The sequence below is a fragment of the Flavobacterium hauense genome (assembly GCF_054457175.1).
Genome location: NZ_JBTKVX010000004.1, coordinates 36,317 through 52,958 on the forward strand (window position 1 = coordinate 36,317; position 16,642 = coordinate 52,958).

General features: G+C 34.9%; 17 protein-coding genes. All 17 read right to left on the reverse strand.

The genetic code is table 11. The features are described 5' to 3' along the window. Positions 1–945 carry a CgeB family protein gene (locus tag ACX0HA_RS03410; protein ID WP_458843872.1) on the reverse strand — a complete coding sequence of 315 codons (945 nt, stop codon included), beginning with the start codon at positions 943–945 and terminating at the stop codon, positions 1–3. After that, positions 932–2,176 (reverse strand): hypothetical protein, encoded by a 1,245-nt coding sequence (locus ACX0HA_RS03415; RefSeq protein ID WP_458843873.1) that lies wholly within the window; start codon positions 2,174–2,176, stop codon positions 932–934. Before ACX0HA_RS03415 ends, ACX0HA_RS03410 begins: the two co-directional genes overlap by 14 nt. After that, complete coding sequence (locus ACX0HA_RS03420) at positions 2,173–3,312, reverse strand: NAD-dependent epimerase/dehydratase family protein (protein ID WP_458843874.1); 1,140 nt, start codon at positions 3,310–3,312, stop codon at positions 2,173–2,175. Before ACX0HA_RS03420 ends, ACX0HA_RS03415 begins: the two co-directional genes overlap by 4 nt. Positions 3,313–3,368: 56 nt before the next feature. After that, entirely contained in the window at positions 3,369–3,854 is a 486-nt protein-coding gene (locus ACX0HA_RS03425) for an acyltransferase (protein WP_458843875.1), read from the reverse strand. A gap of 101 nt (positions 3,855–3,955) precedes the next feature. Next, positions 3,956–4,618: a CatB-related O-acetyltransferase gene (locus ACX0HA_RS03430; protein ID WP_458843876.1), complete on the reverse strand. Its 663-nt coding sequence runs from the start codon at positions 4,616–4,618 to the stop codon at positions 3,956–3,958. Beyond that, positions 4,611–5,864 carry a lipopolysaccharide biosynthesis protein gene (locus ACX0HA_RS03435; protein WP_458843877.1) on the reverse strand — a complete coding sequence of 418 codons (1,254 nt, stop codon included), beginning with the start codon at positions 5,862–5,864 and terminating at the stop codon, positions 4,611–4,613. The genes ACX0HA_RS03430 and ACX0HA_RS03435 overlap by 8 nt, the downstream gene beginning before the upstream one ends. Before the next feature lie 44 nt (positions 5,865–5,908). Next, the gene (locus ACX0HA_RS03440; protein WP_458843878.1) at positions 5,909–7,369 is read right to left on the reverse strand and encodes a capsular polysaccharide export protein, LipB/KpsS family; all 1,461 of its coding nucleotides are present in this window, start codon (positions 7,367–7,369) and stop codon (positions 5,909–5,911) included. A gap of 45 nt (positions 7,370–7,414) precedes the next feature. Next, on the reverse strand, positions 7,415–8,647 hold the full coding sequence (locus tag ACX0HA_RS03445) for an N-acetyl sugar amidotransferase (RefSeq protein ID WP_458843879.1): 1,233 nt from the start codon (positions 8,645–8,647) through the stop codon (positions 7,415–7,417). Continuing rightward, on the reverse strand, positions 8,647–9,303 hold the full coding sequence (hisH, locus tag ACX0HA_RS03450) for an imidazole glycerol phosphate synthase subunit HisH (protein WP_458843880.1): 657 nt from the start codon (positions 9,301–9,303) through the stop codon (positions 8,647–8,649). The genes ACX0HA_RS03445 and hisH overlap by 1 nt, the downstream gene beginning before the upstream one ends. A 2-nt stretch (positions 9,304–9,305) precedes the next feature. Beyond that, entirely contained in the window at positions 9,306–10,151 is an 846-nt protein-coding gene (gene hisF, locus ACX0HA_RS03455; RefSeq protein ID WP_458843881.1) for an imidazole glycerol phosphate synthase subunit HisF, read from the reverse strand. A 52-nt stretch (positions 10,152–10,203) separates the two neighbouring features. Next, positions 10,204–10,944 (reverse strand): oxidoreductase, encoded by a 741-nt coding sequence (locus ACX0HA_RS03460; RefSeq protein ID WP_458843882.1) that lies wholly within the window; start codon positions 10,942–10,944, stop codon positions 10,204–10,206. Next, the gene (locus tag ACX0HA_RS03465; RefSeq protein WP_458843883.1) at positions 10,937–11,863 is read right to left on the reverse strand and encodes a Gfo/Idh/MocA family protein; all 927 of its coding nucleotides are present in this window, start codon (positions 11,861–11,863) and stop codon (positions 10,937–10,939) included. Before ACX0HA_RS03465 ends, ACX0HA_RS03460 begins: the two co-directional genes overlap by 8 nt. Then, positions 11,860–12,579: an acylneuraminate cytidylyltransferase family protein gene (locus ACX0HA_RS03470; protein WP_458843884.1), complete on the reverse strand. Its 720-nt coding sequence runs from the start codon at positions 12,577–12,579 to the stop codon at positions 11,860–11,862. Before ACX0HA_RS03470 ends, ACX0HA_RS03465 begins: the two co-directional genes overlap by 4 nt. Next, positions 12,579–13,628, reverse strand: a complete 1,050-nt coding sequence (locus tag ACX0HA_RS03475) for a nucleotidyltransferase family protein (protein WP_458843885.1) — start codon at positions 13,626–13,628, stop codon at positions 12,579–12,581. The genes ACX0HA_RS03470 and ACX0HA_RS03475 overlap by 1 nt, the downstream gene beginning before the upstream one ends. Next, positions 13,615–14,727 carry a UDP-N-acetylglucosamine 2-epimerase gene (gene neuC / locus ACX0HA_RS03480; RefSeq protein WP_458843886.1) on the reverse strand — a complete coding sequence of 371 codons (1,113 nt, stop codon included), beginning with the start codon at positions 14,725–14,727 and terminating at the stop codon, positions 13,615–13,617. Before neuC ends, ACX0HA_RS03475 begins: the two co-directional genes overlap by 14 nt. Continuing rightward, positions 14,724–15,749, reverse strand: a complete 1,026-nt coding sequence (gene neuB, locus ACX0HA_RS03485) for an N-acetylneuraminate synthase (RefSeq protein WP_458843887.1) — start codon at positions 15,747–15,749, stop codon at positions 14,724–14,726. Before neuB ends, neuC begins: the two co-directional genes overlap by 4 nt. Further along, positions 15,746–16,642 carry a methionyl-tRNA formyltransferase gene (locus ACX0HA_RS03490; RefSeq protein ID WP_458843888.1) on the reverse strand — a complete coding sequence of 299 codons (897 nt, stop codon included), beginning with the start codon at positions 16,640–16,642 and terminating at the stop codon, positions 15,746–15,748. Before ACX0HA_RS03490 ends, neuB begins: the two co-directional genes overlap by 4 nt.

Consider the following 16,642-nt stretch of genomic DNA (forward strand, 5'->3'; position numbering starts at 1 on the left):
TTAACTTAAGAGTTTATTTACCCAATTAGAAATTTCAAGCCTTTCAATATCATTATACTTTTCATTAAAGCTGAAAAAATTTGAATCTAATTTCACCTCTTTTCTATCAATAACCTGTATCATTTTAGGATTATAAAAAGTCTCAGACGTTATATAAGAATTAGTTGTAATGAGCTTTTTCCCCTTACCAATTGTTTCAATTGTCCTCATCGTTAATCCTGATTGCCACGGATGGTTAATATCAATGATACACTTAGCCCGTTGATAGTATTTTATTGTTTCCTCAAGAGGTACAGGCTTTGAGGTGAGAAAGGGAGATGGAGAAATTGTTTTTTTTATATGCACCAGGTAGAGGTAGCTATACCAGGGATAGTACACCTTAAAATAATATTTTAGATTGTTGGCATTAGCATATTCCGCAATTTTATCCAGTATTTCGATTCTGTCGCTATGCCATATACCAATGAACAAAAAGTCAATATCCTCCGCCACCTCGCTCTTGTCCTTTTGTTTATAAAACAAGGGCAGATAAGGTATATTCAATTGCAATGCATCTTGACTATCAAAGGTCATTACGCTATCAAAAGACGGAATCATGGAACGATAATCAAAATTTCTGACCGAATCCCATTGATACAAAATCTTCTTAAATTTATAGGTTTGGTTTATTCTTTTCCAGAAATCACTATCAGGAGTTTTCCCACCTATAACTATCATGCAATCATAGTTGCCTTTGTCAAGGCAGGCCAGTACTTCCTTTTCATATTTTTCTTTATACCGCTTCAATAAGAATTTGGATTTTGTAGATAAAATATATGAAAGCCCCGAATTCTTATCTTCTAAAAAATCGACTGTATGCCCTTTTGCCTCTAAAGACTTAATAATTAAAGTGTGATAATTAAAGTATACAGGGGCTATTAAAATTATACGGCTATTGGAGTTCATGTGTATATTTATTATTTATCTGATCTTTATGTGTATACATTGCTAATGCAAATAATAAGCAAAAAACGGGACTTGTGTAATTTGCCAGGCGTATAAAACCCACCAACAAAACTATAATTGACATTCTATTGATTGACTTTATATGATCTACTGTGCCTCTATAGGTTATGTACCAATAAAGGCAAAACATTAAGAACAAACCAACAAAAGAATATTCAGACAAAACCTTAACATACATTGACGATCCATCTAATTTATTAAGAACAATTGAATCCTCACTAATCACATAAAATTCGTCAATATATCTGTCATAATTATTTTTATGCGTAAAAAAACCCGTACCAATAGGATTATCATTAGCAGCACTCCATGCAACCTGAGCATTTGAGATCAGCGCAAATGCAGATAAATTTTCTATCGACTGCAATTCAGAAGCGTCTGCAAAAAGGCTTTCCCTTTTTTTACTGATATTAGTATCTAAATAAAAAAGAAAAAGAAATGCAAATAAAACAACTAAACCCAACAATATTATATTCTTAAAACTAATCTTAAATGCAGCAAAATATTGGTACGCAAAAATCAATATTATTGACGTATAAGCTACAAAAGAAAAAGTTAGACAATATGCCAATACTATAATTACAACCCTTGTTTTAGTAATATTATATGTAGCATAGGTTCCAGGAACAAAGATACCTTTAACAATAAAAAAAATACACGGTAATAAAAGCAGTGCAAAATGTGCAGGCTCAAGTGTTAATGAATTGATTTTGAATATTCCGTATACAGCATCAAAATTTCTTTCATGTCCATCTAAATATGAAAAATTATAAAGAAAACTAAGATTACTTGCATATCCGACAATCTGTATAAAACCTATGATTGAAAAAATTGTACATAGGTAAAAATATTTCTTTATTACATAATCAATCGATTTAAGTCCTATTATACTCAAATACATATAATAAGCAGTCATGTAAATGAATAATCTTATAAATTCAATGATGTTAGCTATCTCAAGGTATTTATATTGCACTATACTGATAACTACAAAATACAAAAGCACTGCCAGCAATATTTTACTGATTCGGAATTTGGTTACATAACTGGTTAATGCAAAAAGAAGGATTATACAAATTTGGGATATAGAAATAGGAAGGAATGTCATAGGCATCCCCGACAAAAAAACACCTCCTAATGCTAAAAAATGTAAAACCTTCGTTAACTTCATTTCATCAAGCCTTTTTCCTTCATTTCCGCAATAGAGGTTTCATATTTGCTCACTTCTACTTCCTGGGTTAATACCCATTCAGTGAATTTTTTTATACCACTCTCAAAATTATAGCTAGGAGAAAAACCTAATAGGTTTTTTATCTTTTTCATATCAGCATAATTATGCCTGATATCACCTAACCTGTAATTACCAGATATAACAACATCCGTAGACGATTTATAATTTTCTATCAACTTATCTGCTACAGTAATTACATCTGTTGCTTCGCCTGTACCTACATTAAATACTTCTCCGTTGGCTTCATCTTTTTCAAGTCCCAAAATAGTAGCATCAACTACATCTTCTATAAAAACAAAATCTCGGGTTTCTTTACCATCTTCAAAAATATTGATGCTTTTTCCGTTTCTTATAAGAGTAGAAAAAATAGATAAGATACCTGTATAAGGATTAGATAAAGACTGACCCGGACCATAAACATTCTGATACCTGAAAGCAACCGGGGCTATACCAATTGTAGGGCATACAGTCATGATCATTTGTTCCTGATTCTGTTTCGTTATGCCGTAAACAGATGAAGGATGTATTTTAGACTCTTCATCCGTTGCTACTAATTGAAGAGGTGTTGATACGCCTTTATATTTTACTTCAAAGTCACCTGCGGACATGAATTCTTCAGTCCTGTGTTTAGGATAAACATAGGCTTTTAATTCATCAGACCAATACCTGCCTTCACCATAGATAGATCTGGATGAAGCCACAACTATTTTCTTCACCGAGTGTGGCTTATTGGCGAGTGAATCGAGCATAATTGCTGTTCCACCAATGTTTACTTCACTATATTTCTCAATTAGATACATTGACTGCCCTGTTCCTGTTTCTGCTGCAAAATGTACAATCGCATCCTGCCCTTTTATTGCTTCAGTCCAGTCTTCTTTAGATGTAACAGTACCCTTTATAAATCTTACTTTACCTTTAATCTTTAGATAAAGAAAAGAATTATTTTCCGGGTCTTCTCCATGTATTTGTGGCGACAAATTGTCTAGAACTGTAACCGTATAACCTTTATTGACTAGTTTAAGTGCGAGATTTGAGCCTATAAACCCAGCTCCTCCGGTTATTAATATATTTTTCATTTTTTAATAATTCTTTAAACTTTTAACCGCAAAGTAAGTTAAAAGCATCTTTATATTTAGTTGGTTTTAATCCATTGGTTGGTTTCAAAGCAGTAACGCTTAATCACTTTGGCCGGGCTACCCACAGCCACACTATAATCAGGTATATCTTTAGTTACTACAGAATTAGCTCCAATCACACAGTTCCTGCCTATTTTAGCACCAATTACACAAACATTTTCTCCCAGCCAGGAGCCATCACCAATGACTACGGTTCCAATTTGCTTAATGGGCTGTTTAATGATTGGCAAAGATACATTTTCATATCCATGGAGATTATCAGATATATAAACTTTATCTGCAGTAAGGACATCTTTGCCTATAATTATTGATTTAGTAGCATATATATGATTTAGATTTCCAATACTGGTACCATCTCCTATTATAAGTTCACAACCCTCTGCACCGGTAAGGGGCATAGCAGCCAGCCATGACTTATAGGCTATATTTACATTATTACCTACACTAATATTCTTTATCCCATTAATATTTAAAGGGAACAAAACATTTGAATTGGCTCCATAACTTCTAAAAGACCGTTTATAAAACAATCTAAAAAACCGAATATAAACACTGTTAATTACTCGTAAGTATAACATATTCTTTAATTTGAATGTTTAAGAATAAATTGATCGATATCGTAGAATAAATGTGCATTTTCTTTTATTTTTTTCTCATCCCAATTCCACCATTGTATCTGCATCATTTTAGCAACCTGCTCTTCGCTAAAACGATATTTGAGATGCTTGGCAGGCGTTCCGCCTACAATAGAATAGGGTTTTACGTCTGATGTCACTACAGATCCTGCTGCCACCACTGCACCATCTCCTATAACGACACCACGCATTATTATCGAGTTTAAACCTATCCACACGTCATTACCTATAATAGGCTTATCCCTTTGAGGTTCAGCCATGGGTGTTTCTATAAATTTAAATTCGGTAGATGTAATTATGGGACTGGTTGTAACCCATTCATAGTTATGCCCCGATACACCTATAACTACCTGTCTCGCTATAGAGCAATACTTTCCTATTTCAACTTCTTCGATATAGCTTCCCGGCCCACTTATGTAGGAATAGTCTCCCAAAGAAATAAGCCCGATTTCGGTACCTCCACGTACCATAACTTTCTTCCCAAGCTTAGAACTGGGAGATAAACGATAGTTGTATATTTTTAGCCCCTGGGTTAAATTCCTGTAGTTCCAATAAAGAAACAAAAGAACCCTTATAGCAAAAATCTTTAAAATCCGGTAAATATTAAGCATATCCTTTCTCTTTTGATTTTTTATAGACAATAAAAAGATAACAAAATTTAAAAATATAATATATATTAAAACATATAATCATATTTAATAGCGAAAATCTATTAAATACAACAAGCGTTAAAACACATAATAAATAAACTATTATTGAGAATAATTCACTCCACAGAATAGGCATTAATTTGACAATGCTATTAAGGTATAAAGCCATGGGATCAGCCAAAGTCCTAAAAACAAATCCGGGCAATGCAGCTACAATCAAAAACACATAGGGTTTATGCACAGGAAATACAAATCCTACAATAATTTCCAATAAAAAAAAAATACTTAAAGAAGCTACAGCACAATAGCAAAATGTAACTATAATATTCTTTCTTATCATATCATGAAAAGCTTTATAATCTCCTTCAGAAAAAAGCTTTATGGTTTTAGGAAAGAAAAGATTCAATACGGAAGAGGGAACTAATAACCAAAGTGTAGTAATTAACATATATAGGTATAGCTTACCCAATTCACCCTGTCCCAGATAAGAAATAATACTCCAACGCTCTATCTGTGTATACATCAATATAAACATCCCAGATAAAAAAGGGATAAAACCAAAACTCAAAACATATTTTATATATGCCAGGTCAAAATCAAACTTTGTAGGCAAAGCTACCCTGTGGGTAGACACTATTATAATTAAAAGAAGGCAAGGCTGAGCCAGAATACTTATTAATGCGCCAGACAGACCATAAAAATAAGCAAGCAACAAGCATAGCAAACTTATAAGAGCACTAATACCATTTGCTGCATTCAATTTTCTATATTCCTGTGCTCCAATTAGCATATTTGTCAGCCAGTTCGTTAGCAGCATACAAAAACCCATAACGAGGCTAACCGCAAGAATTAAGATATTGTCAAAAAAATCAAAAAAATAAATCCCTGAACATATAAGGGTAAGTACACAAAAAAGACATCCAAAATATGAAAAAAGGACATTATTGACTTTCTCTTCCGATTCAAGTTCACGTAAAGCAATAATTCTATAGCCCCCGTTTATTAGTCCAATTTGAAAAAAGCCAATAAATGAGGCAGCTGTACTTACCATGGTAATTGTCCCCAACTCACTGAAATTAAAAAACTTCATAAATGCGAACGAACGAACGAACCCCAAAAAAGCAACGAAAATATTGATTACAACAAAAATGAAAGACTGATTGCTAAAATATTTTTTCAGCGTTACTTTTGACAAAACTGGATTCATTAAACCTCACAATTTTAAATTACATTTAAATTAATCTTCTACCTCTACACGGATTTTGGATAATTTATAAAAAAAGCTTCTAGTCCTGAAGCCGCATTCCTGAGGTTTTTGTCTTTGTCCAAATCAATCTGATCGGCTAAGCCGATATAAAAGTCTGTAAATCCAACCTTAAGGCTCCTTAAATATGCAAGCACAAACCTATCTAAGTCATAATCATCATTAAAGTCACCATCTTGCATAGTATATAAAACCTCCCTAAGATCTTTTATGTTCTTAACGAACTTTACTCTGTCAGAGACCTGATAAAATGCAGATCCAAAGGTAATAATCTTTTTATTAAGTAATAATGCTTCAAGTCCTGCCGTACCGTTCAGTGTAATGACCCCTTTAGAATCCTTAACAATTTTTTTTCCGGGCATGTGAGGCGGAAGCAATTTAACATTCGGTATATCTTTTATAATATCATAATCGCGAACATCCCTGTAACCATACAAATGTGGATGATCCTTAACATATAAAAATGTACCTACAGGCAATTGACCTGCAATATTTTCTATGAGTTTAACCTGATTTGTGTAAATACCATCGGCCCAATACAATACAACCGCTTCCGGTTCTAAATGCAGAGGGTAAAAATAAAAACTATCCTCAGGATTATATTCATCATATTTAACTCTCCTGTAATCCAGGAAGTTTTTAAGCCTCCTGCTATTAAGCCTGTCATTAGAAAGAAATACCTCTATATTTTCAGAGAGTGGATCCAGCTTTTTTGAGCGTTTACTTATGATACCCTCTTTAAGAGACCTCTTAAAAAGTTTTAAATAAAATGACAATCCGGGTTTTTTAGGCTCAATTATGCTAAAAAAAACATCGTATGCTGCCCTGAAGCTAAGTAGAAACTTTTCAATCCTTTCTTTCTCACCTGCAATGTCTTCAGGTGTAATTTTATCATAAACAGACTTTAGTTCAGTAGGATAGCCGCTATCATGATCTAACATAATAAAATTGTACTTATCTTCTCCCTGAACCATGATATGTGTCGAATAAACAGCACCTTTTTGCCTGCAAAGCATTGCAGCCATATGGTTTATCATTAAAGACGTAGGCTCATGTATAAAGAAGTCGATTTTACTAGCAGAGAAAATTTCATCCCAGGCATGATAATATGCAGATGATATTTTCAGAGTCTCGGAGTACTTAAGCTTTTTTAGAGTCCTGTCGCTTTTTATCGAGCTGTTAAGGCTAAAACGTCCGTTACTATTATTAATAAATAACTCATCCAGCATTTTAAAAAATGCTGGGTGAGAATCAATACTTAGTTTTTCTTTATAAATTTCTTTAAATGTAATTACACTATCTATTCCGTATTCATTTCTTAGTATATCGGCTTCCAATTTTGAGTAGGCCACATGGACAATATTTAAATCAGAACTAAGATATTTACCAAGGGGGCCATACAAATGAACTAAATCACACCTGCTAAAAAATAAAACCGTTTTCTTCATACTTTCTGAATACATTATAATTTATGTAAAAGCTAAAAATAGCTTTTAATCATCTAAACCATTTCCGGCAACATTATGCCTTAATTTCCATTGATCATTTTCATCTTTACCCCATAGGTGTGGAGATCTGAATTTATCAACTAATTCATGGAAATATGCAGGTTCCATATCCAGGTATTCCATCACTTCATTAAAGTAACGATCCGGGAATTCACCGTCAAAACGGCTAACAAGCGCAACACCCTCTTCTCTTGTCAGGTGCCTGTTCCTGATTTCCTGTGATGCATCATAACTAGCCCTGCCTATACCAAATTTAATAAACGTTGTATAGAAGTGAAGGTCATCAATTTTATCATCAATACCGCTGTATTTGCTATAAGTTCCCTGCGTTCTGTGTGGTCTTGCTTTAAATCCTGTGTTTTCTACAGCATAGTAATATACTTCCTGAGGAATCCATTTTAAGTAATAACCAAGATAATGTACCTCAATATTTGCTTTTTCAAGATCCTCAAGCTTAGGAGGCAGATATGCCATAAGATCGCTTAACCTTACATCATATTTCTCCATAAGTTCTTTGATAGATACACCTGCTAAATATATTTCGTCAAGGTTATCAAAACTGTAGTATGATTTATCCCTTAGCGAACTCATATTGTCTGCAATTGGATTACCATATTCTGCTTCGTTCTCTCCGTAAAAAATAAGATTTATACCATGTTGAGCAGCTATTTTAGGAGCAAGGTTTTTTTGTCCTAAAATAAATGTCTGGAACGGGTGCATTAAGTTTTCGATAGACAGCTTGGTAAGTAATTTCATGACCTTACCATTCCTGTAAAAAGATATATTGTCAAATCCGCTGTCAAGCCAGTTTCTCCAGTTTTTCAAACCGTAGTCAGTATAAAGGATAGGAGGCCATGTAACCGTTAAAGGATTCATTCCATACTTATATTTAAGCACGTGAGCCTGGTATGCACTGTCTTTACCTCCACTACCCGGTACAAGGCAATCATAAGACCCATCATTTTTTCTATGCTTATCAAGAAGTTTTATTAGCTCTTCTTCACGCATACCCCAATTAATATTATCTTTAATCTCAGCAGTTCTACACGCATCACAAACTCCTTCTTCATCAAAGTTCATGGTTACTTTTTTGCTGTCAATAGTATGTTTAAATTCTATTGCCGAGGCAGGTCTTTGGTTAGACATTATACATCTTGTGCAAAATTTCACCTCATGTGGTAAGCCATAATAAGCTTCAAGTGTTTTTTTATCAGACATTACAGTAAATTATTAATTAGAGCCCAGTTTTTATAAATCGATATTCCCTTTTCAGCACTCTTTTCAGGGTGAAATTGGGTTGCAAAAATATTTTTTTTACGAACGGCAGAACAAAACTCAATTCCGTCATAATCTGTTTTAGTTATGATACATGAGTCGTCTGTAGGTTTTACATAATAGGAATGGATAAAATACATAAAATCGTTATTTTCCAGTTCCTGAAGTGGAGAGTCAGACCATTCCTGTCCTGCTGGATAAATTTTATTCCACGCTATGTGCGGTACTTTTATCTTTCTATCCTCAAACTGCTCCGGAAACCTTTTAATTGTACCCGAGATAAGATCAAGTCCATTTCCGGCACCAAACTCTTCACTTTCGGTAAAAAGAAGCTGTTGCCCAAGGCAAATTCCAAAAAGAGGATTGCCCGCATTTACCTTATCTTTAATGGCAGATATTAAGTCTAATTTCTTAAGGTTTGTAATCGCCTCGTTAAAAGCACCAACACCAGGAAGGATAAGTGCATCTGCATTAATAATATCATTCTTATCAGAACTTAGCTTAGCATTCATTCCCACTGTATCGCAGGCTTGCTTTACGCTAAAAAGATTACCTAACTGATAATCAATTATTACTACTTTGTTTTTTGTATCGTTCATGATTATATCCTGCATTCTATTTGATTAGCAACAAGTTCCTTTTTCAGATCCAATATGCTGCATGGTTCAAAAGTATGGAAATTTCTTTTTTGTTTTAAAAACTCAACATTGCCTTCCTTGTCAGAAGCTTCCGATTCGTTTTCTTTAATAAAATTATAGTGAAACAACGACGAAATCATTGCTGCATCAGTATGTCCCTGTTTAAGCACATCAACAACGTCCTGCTTTTTACCGGGCCCTCCATGTGCTATCACAGGAATGCTTACAAGGCTGCTTATTTTAGAGATAAGGTCAATATCATAACCTTCTCCGGTACCTTCCCTGTCAACAGATGTGATTACAATTTCGCCGGCACCAAGTTCATCCACTTTTTGCGCCCATTCAAAAACATCAATACCTGTATATTCACGACCGTTATCAGTATATGCCAGGTATTTTCCTTCTGATTCTTTAATAGCTTCGATAGCTACTACTATTGTAGACGATCCAAACATTCGTGATGCGTCTCTTATAAGCTGCGGATTTTTAATTGCCGCAGTATTAAGGCATACTTTATCAGCCCCAACTCTCAACACTTCTTTAATGTCAGAGATTGATCTTAATCCTCCGCCAACAGTTATAGGTATAAATATTTTTTTTGCTGTTTCAGAAATAATATCGTGAAGGCTGTTTCGCTCATATAATGATGCTACAACATCCATAAACATTAGTTCATCTGCACCTTGCTCATAATAATACTTTGCAAAATCTGCCGGTTTACCTAAAACCCTCAGTCCTTCCAAATGTATACCTTTAACAAGATTTGGCCCCTTAATATCAAGCCTGGGTATAATTCTTATTCCTTTCATGACGTTATCACACTATTATTCTATCGATTGATTGATTTATGTTTAATCTTAATTATATTGCAGTCCAACCACCATCTACCGCAAGGTTTTGCCCTGTCACATAGCCTGCTTCGTCAGAAAGCAAAAATACTACCGAGGGAGAAATATCTTTTGGCAAACCCATCCTCCTCATTGGTACTTTTTTGTTGTAATTATTCACAAAAACAGGGTTTTGGTTATCAAATATGCCTCCCGGTGAAACAGTATTAACCCTCACTCCTACCGGCCCTAAATAAGAGGCCAGATAACGTGAAAAATTAATTATACCACCCTTAATCGCAGAATATGCGGCAGGTGTTGTCATTGGAGTTCCGTCATAAACTGTAAAATCAGGACCTACTATTCCATACATAGAAGCCATATTTACAATTGCGCCGCCCTCTTGCAGTTTCATGTGTTTAGATACCTGTTGTGCAAAATAAAAATAGCTGTTTAGTTGCCAGTCTACATTTTGCTTCCAGGAATTGTAATCAATATCTTCAAATTTTAATGCCCAGTCTTTAGTTCTGGGGTAAGCATTGTTAACAAGTCCGTCAATCTTGCCGTACTTGCTTATTACCGATGCTATACAGCTATCAATAGATTCTGAATCAGTAATATCACATTTTATCAGCGATAGGTCTTCAGTTGTTTCATGATTAATATCGACATTAATACACATGCCTCCTTCTTTCCTAATATTCTCTACTATCTCCCTGCCTAATAACCCATTACCTCCTGTAACAATTACAATTTTCCCTTTTAACCTACTCATTATCAAAACATATTTTTAAAACTTCAATTGATTCCGCAAAAGTATTCATTTGTTTTTTACTATTCTCTAAAGAATTAATAAAATAATCCATCTGGCTCGTGTAGGTTTGGAGAACATTAAAATCATCTCCCGAAAAAATTTCACGGCCATTTTTGCCTGTTATTCTGTTCTTAATAAGATCTACTAACCATGTTTCGTCGTCAAACAAAATCTCTATAGTACGTTTTGTATCTCTCCTGTAATAGTTCAGAGTAATATTTGCCACGAAATGCTCATACTCAAGAATATAATTAGCATAATCACAAGCAGGAATTTCCAGTGACGATTTATTTCTTCTTATACTTGTTACATTTTCAGGTTTACCAAAAAGCCAGTATGTATAATCAAATTCATGAAAAAGATCCAAATGCACACCTCCACCCATTTCAGGCCTGCTGCTGTAAATTGTCCTGAAATCTTTACCCGGTCTCCATTCCGGTAAGTAAGACCCACAGTATACATTCACTTCATTTATTCTTTTCCCCTGATTATTTTCCATCTCATTTTTTAAAAACTGAATGCATGGATGAAATCTCAGGTTACACGCAACATAATTTACCGTATTATTATCCTCAAGCTTTTTAATAAGCGACTCTACATTATTCAGTGAACTTACAGGAGGTTTCTCAATAAACAAATCTATCCCTTTGTTGGACAGTGTCTCTATTGTGGCATAATGTAAATTGCTGGGGTTGGATATTATTGCAAAATCAACTTCCTCCTTCAGATCGTTTAGATCATAAATATTAATTACACCTTCAATTGTTTCGGCATCAGCCGATGATCGCAAAGCATAAATATCTGCGTTAACATCAATGCCCTTAAGCGCATTAATGTGTTTGGCCGCAATAGATCCTAAACCAATAATTAATATTTTCATAGTTTAAAATCCAGTTTGTCATTTTGAAGTAAATACTCCATAAACAGGAAATCCACCGGATGGTCAAGATCAAAACACATGTGCGGCATTACATAAATAGTAGATTCATCTGTTATTGCAGCCTTTATGCCCGAATCAAAAAACGACCTTTTGTACCAGTAAAAAGAAGCATTTAGGTCATAAACTTTAGGTGCAGATTGCCTTGTCATTACCGTCCCGTCAGGATTTGTCTTTATCAAAGAATAGAAACCGTTTTCTTTTTCTTCAACCATATTAAAGTAAGGATTCCTGCCCGCAGGATTTACAGAGAAAAGTGTCTTTGCCCCGGATTTAATAAAATGATCCAGCGCCAGTTCTATATCCTCAAATGTTCTTAAAGGAGAGGTAACATCAAGATCCAGTATATAATCAAACTGGTATCCTGCTAACGATTCTTCATAATGCACAAGGTCTTTTATAGTATCTATCTTACCTGCCGTATCAGTAGCAAGATGTTCGGGTCTGGTATAGTCAGTAACAATACCGCACGCAGCAGCAGCTTCTTTTATGCCCTGATCATCAGTTGACAAAGCTATTACCGCATTGTATTTTGCAGCAATTTTTTTAGCAACATCAACAGAATAATCTATTAGTGGCCTGCCTGCAATAGGTCTTATGTTCTTTCCCGGAATTCCTTTCGAACCTCCTCTTGCACAAATGGTAACTAGTATTTTCATTAGAATTTAATATTATGGATATCAACCTGAGCTTTCTCAAAATCCTCATGCTTTCCTACATCAAGCCAATAGCCTGAAAACGGATATGAGATAACCTTTAAGCCATTATTAATCATGTGTTCCATAAGATCGGTTGCATTATAAAACGAATCTTTAGGTACATGCTTAAGTGCATCCTTCTTTATCAGATAAATTCCTCCATTACTATAGTAAGTATAAGTAGGCTTTTCCTTAAAGCTTTTTACCTGCGTATTATTTACGGTTTCAAGAACAGCATACGGAATATTAACCTGGTATGGTATTGTTAATACGGCAAGATCTGCATCTTTATTAATAAAATCCAGGAAAAAATGTTCATAATCAACATTAGTAAGCAAATCAGAATTAGTTACAAGGACGTAGTCATGCTTAAAATTATCAATTTTAGAAACTGCCCCTATAGTACCTAATGCATCTTCTTCCCAGATATAGTCTATTTTTATATTTCTGTCACCACCATTGCCAAAATGATCTTCAATCTGTTCTCCGAGATATTTAACACAAAACCAAAAATCGTCTATACCATACATAGCAAGCCGATCTACATTAAGTTCCATAATCGCTTTTTCACCTACTTTAAGCAGTGGCTTGGGAACAGAATCGGTAAGCGGTTTCAGTCTTTGCCCCCTGCCGCCAGCCATTACAACAGCATCTATAGGAAGGTAGGATTTGATATTCCTGAAATTAATAATATTTACAATTTTGTGGTCTTCATCCAGTACAGGTACTATCCTGAAATCCCCTTCTCTGTATTCAATTATTTTTTTCAGGTTATTTTCTCCTTTAGTAATATACCTTGGATTTGACTGAATAATTTCATCTATAATACTTTCTATAGTAAAGCCTTTTATAAGCCCTCTTCTGACATCACCGTCAGTAAGTGCCCCAATGAGTTTATCATCCTTATCTACAACAAATAAGATGGCATCATGCGAGAGTTCATCAAGAAGCAGTAATGCTTCTTTCACTGTGCTCCCTGAAAGGATAAGATGATCTCTATATATTCTCATAAAATTTTTTTATAATTTTCACAATCGCATTTACAGCCCCATTTTTATAATAGGCATTATCTCCTTCATACCTGCCAAGATCCAACGCCTGCCTCGTAGCCTCATACATCTTTTCATCATCAAATGGGCAATTAAGTACATTCATACTTTGTACACGGCCCTTTTGTCTGTCGCCAACATTAACCACATATTTTCCAAACGAAGCAGCTTCAATTATACCGCTCGAGGTATTGCCAATCAAAAGACTGGAATAATGCATTGCCGAGAAATAATTAGCTTTTCCAAAATTTTCAATCAACAGTATCCTGTCTGGAAATTCGTTCTTTAATTTAATAATTTCTTCTCTGAATATTGAACCCAAAGTGTCTGCGTTAGGCATTGTAATAACCAGAAAAAAGTCTTTGCTTATTTTTGCCATACCCCTTCTCATAGCATCGGCATACTTATAATTTTCACCAGAAGATACTGTTTCAGGATGAAAAGTTACCAAAGCATACTCCTCATCAGGAATAGCAAATTTATCAAAAAACACCTGTTTTTCAATTGGTAAAAAAGAAGGCATATTGTCAAGGCTTAAAGAGCCTACACTATATATTCCTTCTTCACTATCAAGAAGCATTTTTATTTTTTCTTTGAAACTATCCGCGGCAGTAAAATGAAGTACAGACGCCTGCGTAATCTGGTGCCTGTAAATATTATCTATTGCTCCCAGAGTAGTTTCTCCTCCGTGTATATGTCCAAATTTCACTCCAAAAGGTATCCCTGCCTGAACAGCAGCACTCATTTCAAACCTGTCTCCAAGGCATAACACCAAATCATATTTATGTAAAGCCCAAAAATCAGCAAACTTTATAACCGTGAGTCCGTAAGATGTAGTTATAGCCTGCTCATCATCGTTTGATAATAAAGATGAAATCTCATGGATACATGCATACCCGTCTTTTTTTATATCATTTAATGTATAGCCATGACTTTTTGATAAATGAGTTCCAAAAGCAATCACTTCTAAAGAAAAAAAACTTTCTGTTTTTAACTTCTCTAAAAGTGGCAGGTAAATTCCATAATCTGCCCTTGAACTTGTTAATACACCTATCTTCATATAATATCCGATGGTATCAGTTTATCAAATTTACTCTTATCCGCTGTCAACTTCTTGCCAACAACATTATTCCACTCCATCGGAGAGATACCGTCGCCGGGTCTAAGTGCAATTATATCAGCATCAGTAATAATATGCCCAGCAGGCAAATCGTTGTTTAAGTGTATGCTTTTTCTTGCTATAGCAATATTTTTTGCCTCACTCTCACTAGGCTTCTTTGTACCGTCTCCACTAATGGCAAGTTCAATATTCCTGATAGCTTTTACCATTGCTGTTAATTCATCCGGTTCTAATGATGCAATATGGTCAGGCCCGGGTAAAGTACGGTCAAGCGTAAAATGTTTTTCTATAATCTTTGCCCCTAAAGCAACAGCAGCAATAGGCACTTCTATACCCAGAGTGTGGTCAGAATAACCTATTTCAACATTAAACATCTCTTTTATAGACAGCATTGCCTTAAGATTTACATCTCCCATAGGTGTGGGATATTCAGTATTACAATGCAAAACCGATATTTTGTCTCTCGTCAATCCATGTTCCAATAAAACGTCGGTTGCCTGTTTTATATCCGACTCCGCGCACATACCTGTAGAAAGTATAACAGGTTTGCCAAAAGAAGCAACTGTTCTCAGATAGGGATAATTCGTTACCTCACCGCTGGGAACTTTAAAAAGAGGCAGCCCAAGACCATTAAGATAATGAAGGCCATCAACATCAAATGCTGTTGAGAAAAAGTTTATTCCTCTTTCTTTACAGTACTGCATAAGCTCAAGATGATTTTCATGGCTTAGTTCCAGTTTTTTAAGCATATTGAATTGTGAGTCGTCTCCATCACCAATATTCTTACTTTGGTATTCAGCTTTTTTAGCATTTGGGCTAACAAGCTTTTCAGCCACGAAAGACTGAAATTTTATATAATCTACTCCGGCAATAACAGCAGCATCAATAAGCTGTTTCGCCATATTTAAATCTCCGTTATGGTTTACGCCCGCTTCGGCTATAATAATTGTGTGTATGCTCATATCCCTAACTTATCTCCTACTCTTACTACTATATCAGATTCTATTTCTAAAATTTCAATAAAACTATCTACGGTTTTTATCAAAAAGCCATCTTTAGTTTTGGCAAGCAACTGCCCTGGGGTACAAATGTATTGCGGAGCATTTTCAACCAACCTCGCTCGGTTAATCCTCACTTCACTGCCATTAAGATGTGTTGTAGCCATTGGCCCCGGTTTATTTATAGACCTAATAAAATTAAACAGGGCTCTTGAGGTTTGATTCCAGTTGATTATTTCATCACCCGGACCTCTTCTTCCGCAATAAAATCCAACAGGATGAATTGTATCCTGAACGATTCTCTTAGAGTTTCCTCCCTGAATTTCTTTTATAGACTGATATAAAACCGAAGCACACTCTACATAAGCAACCTCAAGCAGTGAGTTATAATCATCATTATCACTAATAGGATAAACTTCCTGTTTTATAATATCTCCTGTATCTATGCCCTCATCTACATAATGTACAGTTATACCAAATTCCTTCTCATCATTAATCAGTGCCCAGTTCAAAATATTCCTCCCCCTGTAAAATGGGAGTTTCCCGGCATGACAATTAATAACACCAAGTCTGGGAACTTCCAGAATAGGTGCCCTGAATATCTGATTAAAGCTCATCGAAACCAAAAGATCTGCATTATAAGATCTGGCTGTTTCAATAAATTCCGGAGAATTAATCTTAACAGGGTACAAATAATCAATTTTATACCTCTCAGAAAAATCCTTCAGGGTATTATCATTTGTATCGGAACGTGGAACTATAAACACTATTTCTATAGTTTCGTCTTTTATTAATTTTTCAAAAGCCAGATGTGACCACGGCCCATCTGCTAAATATCCTATTCTTATTTTTTCCAT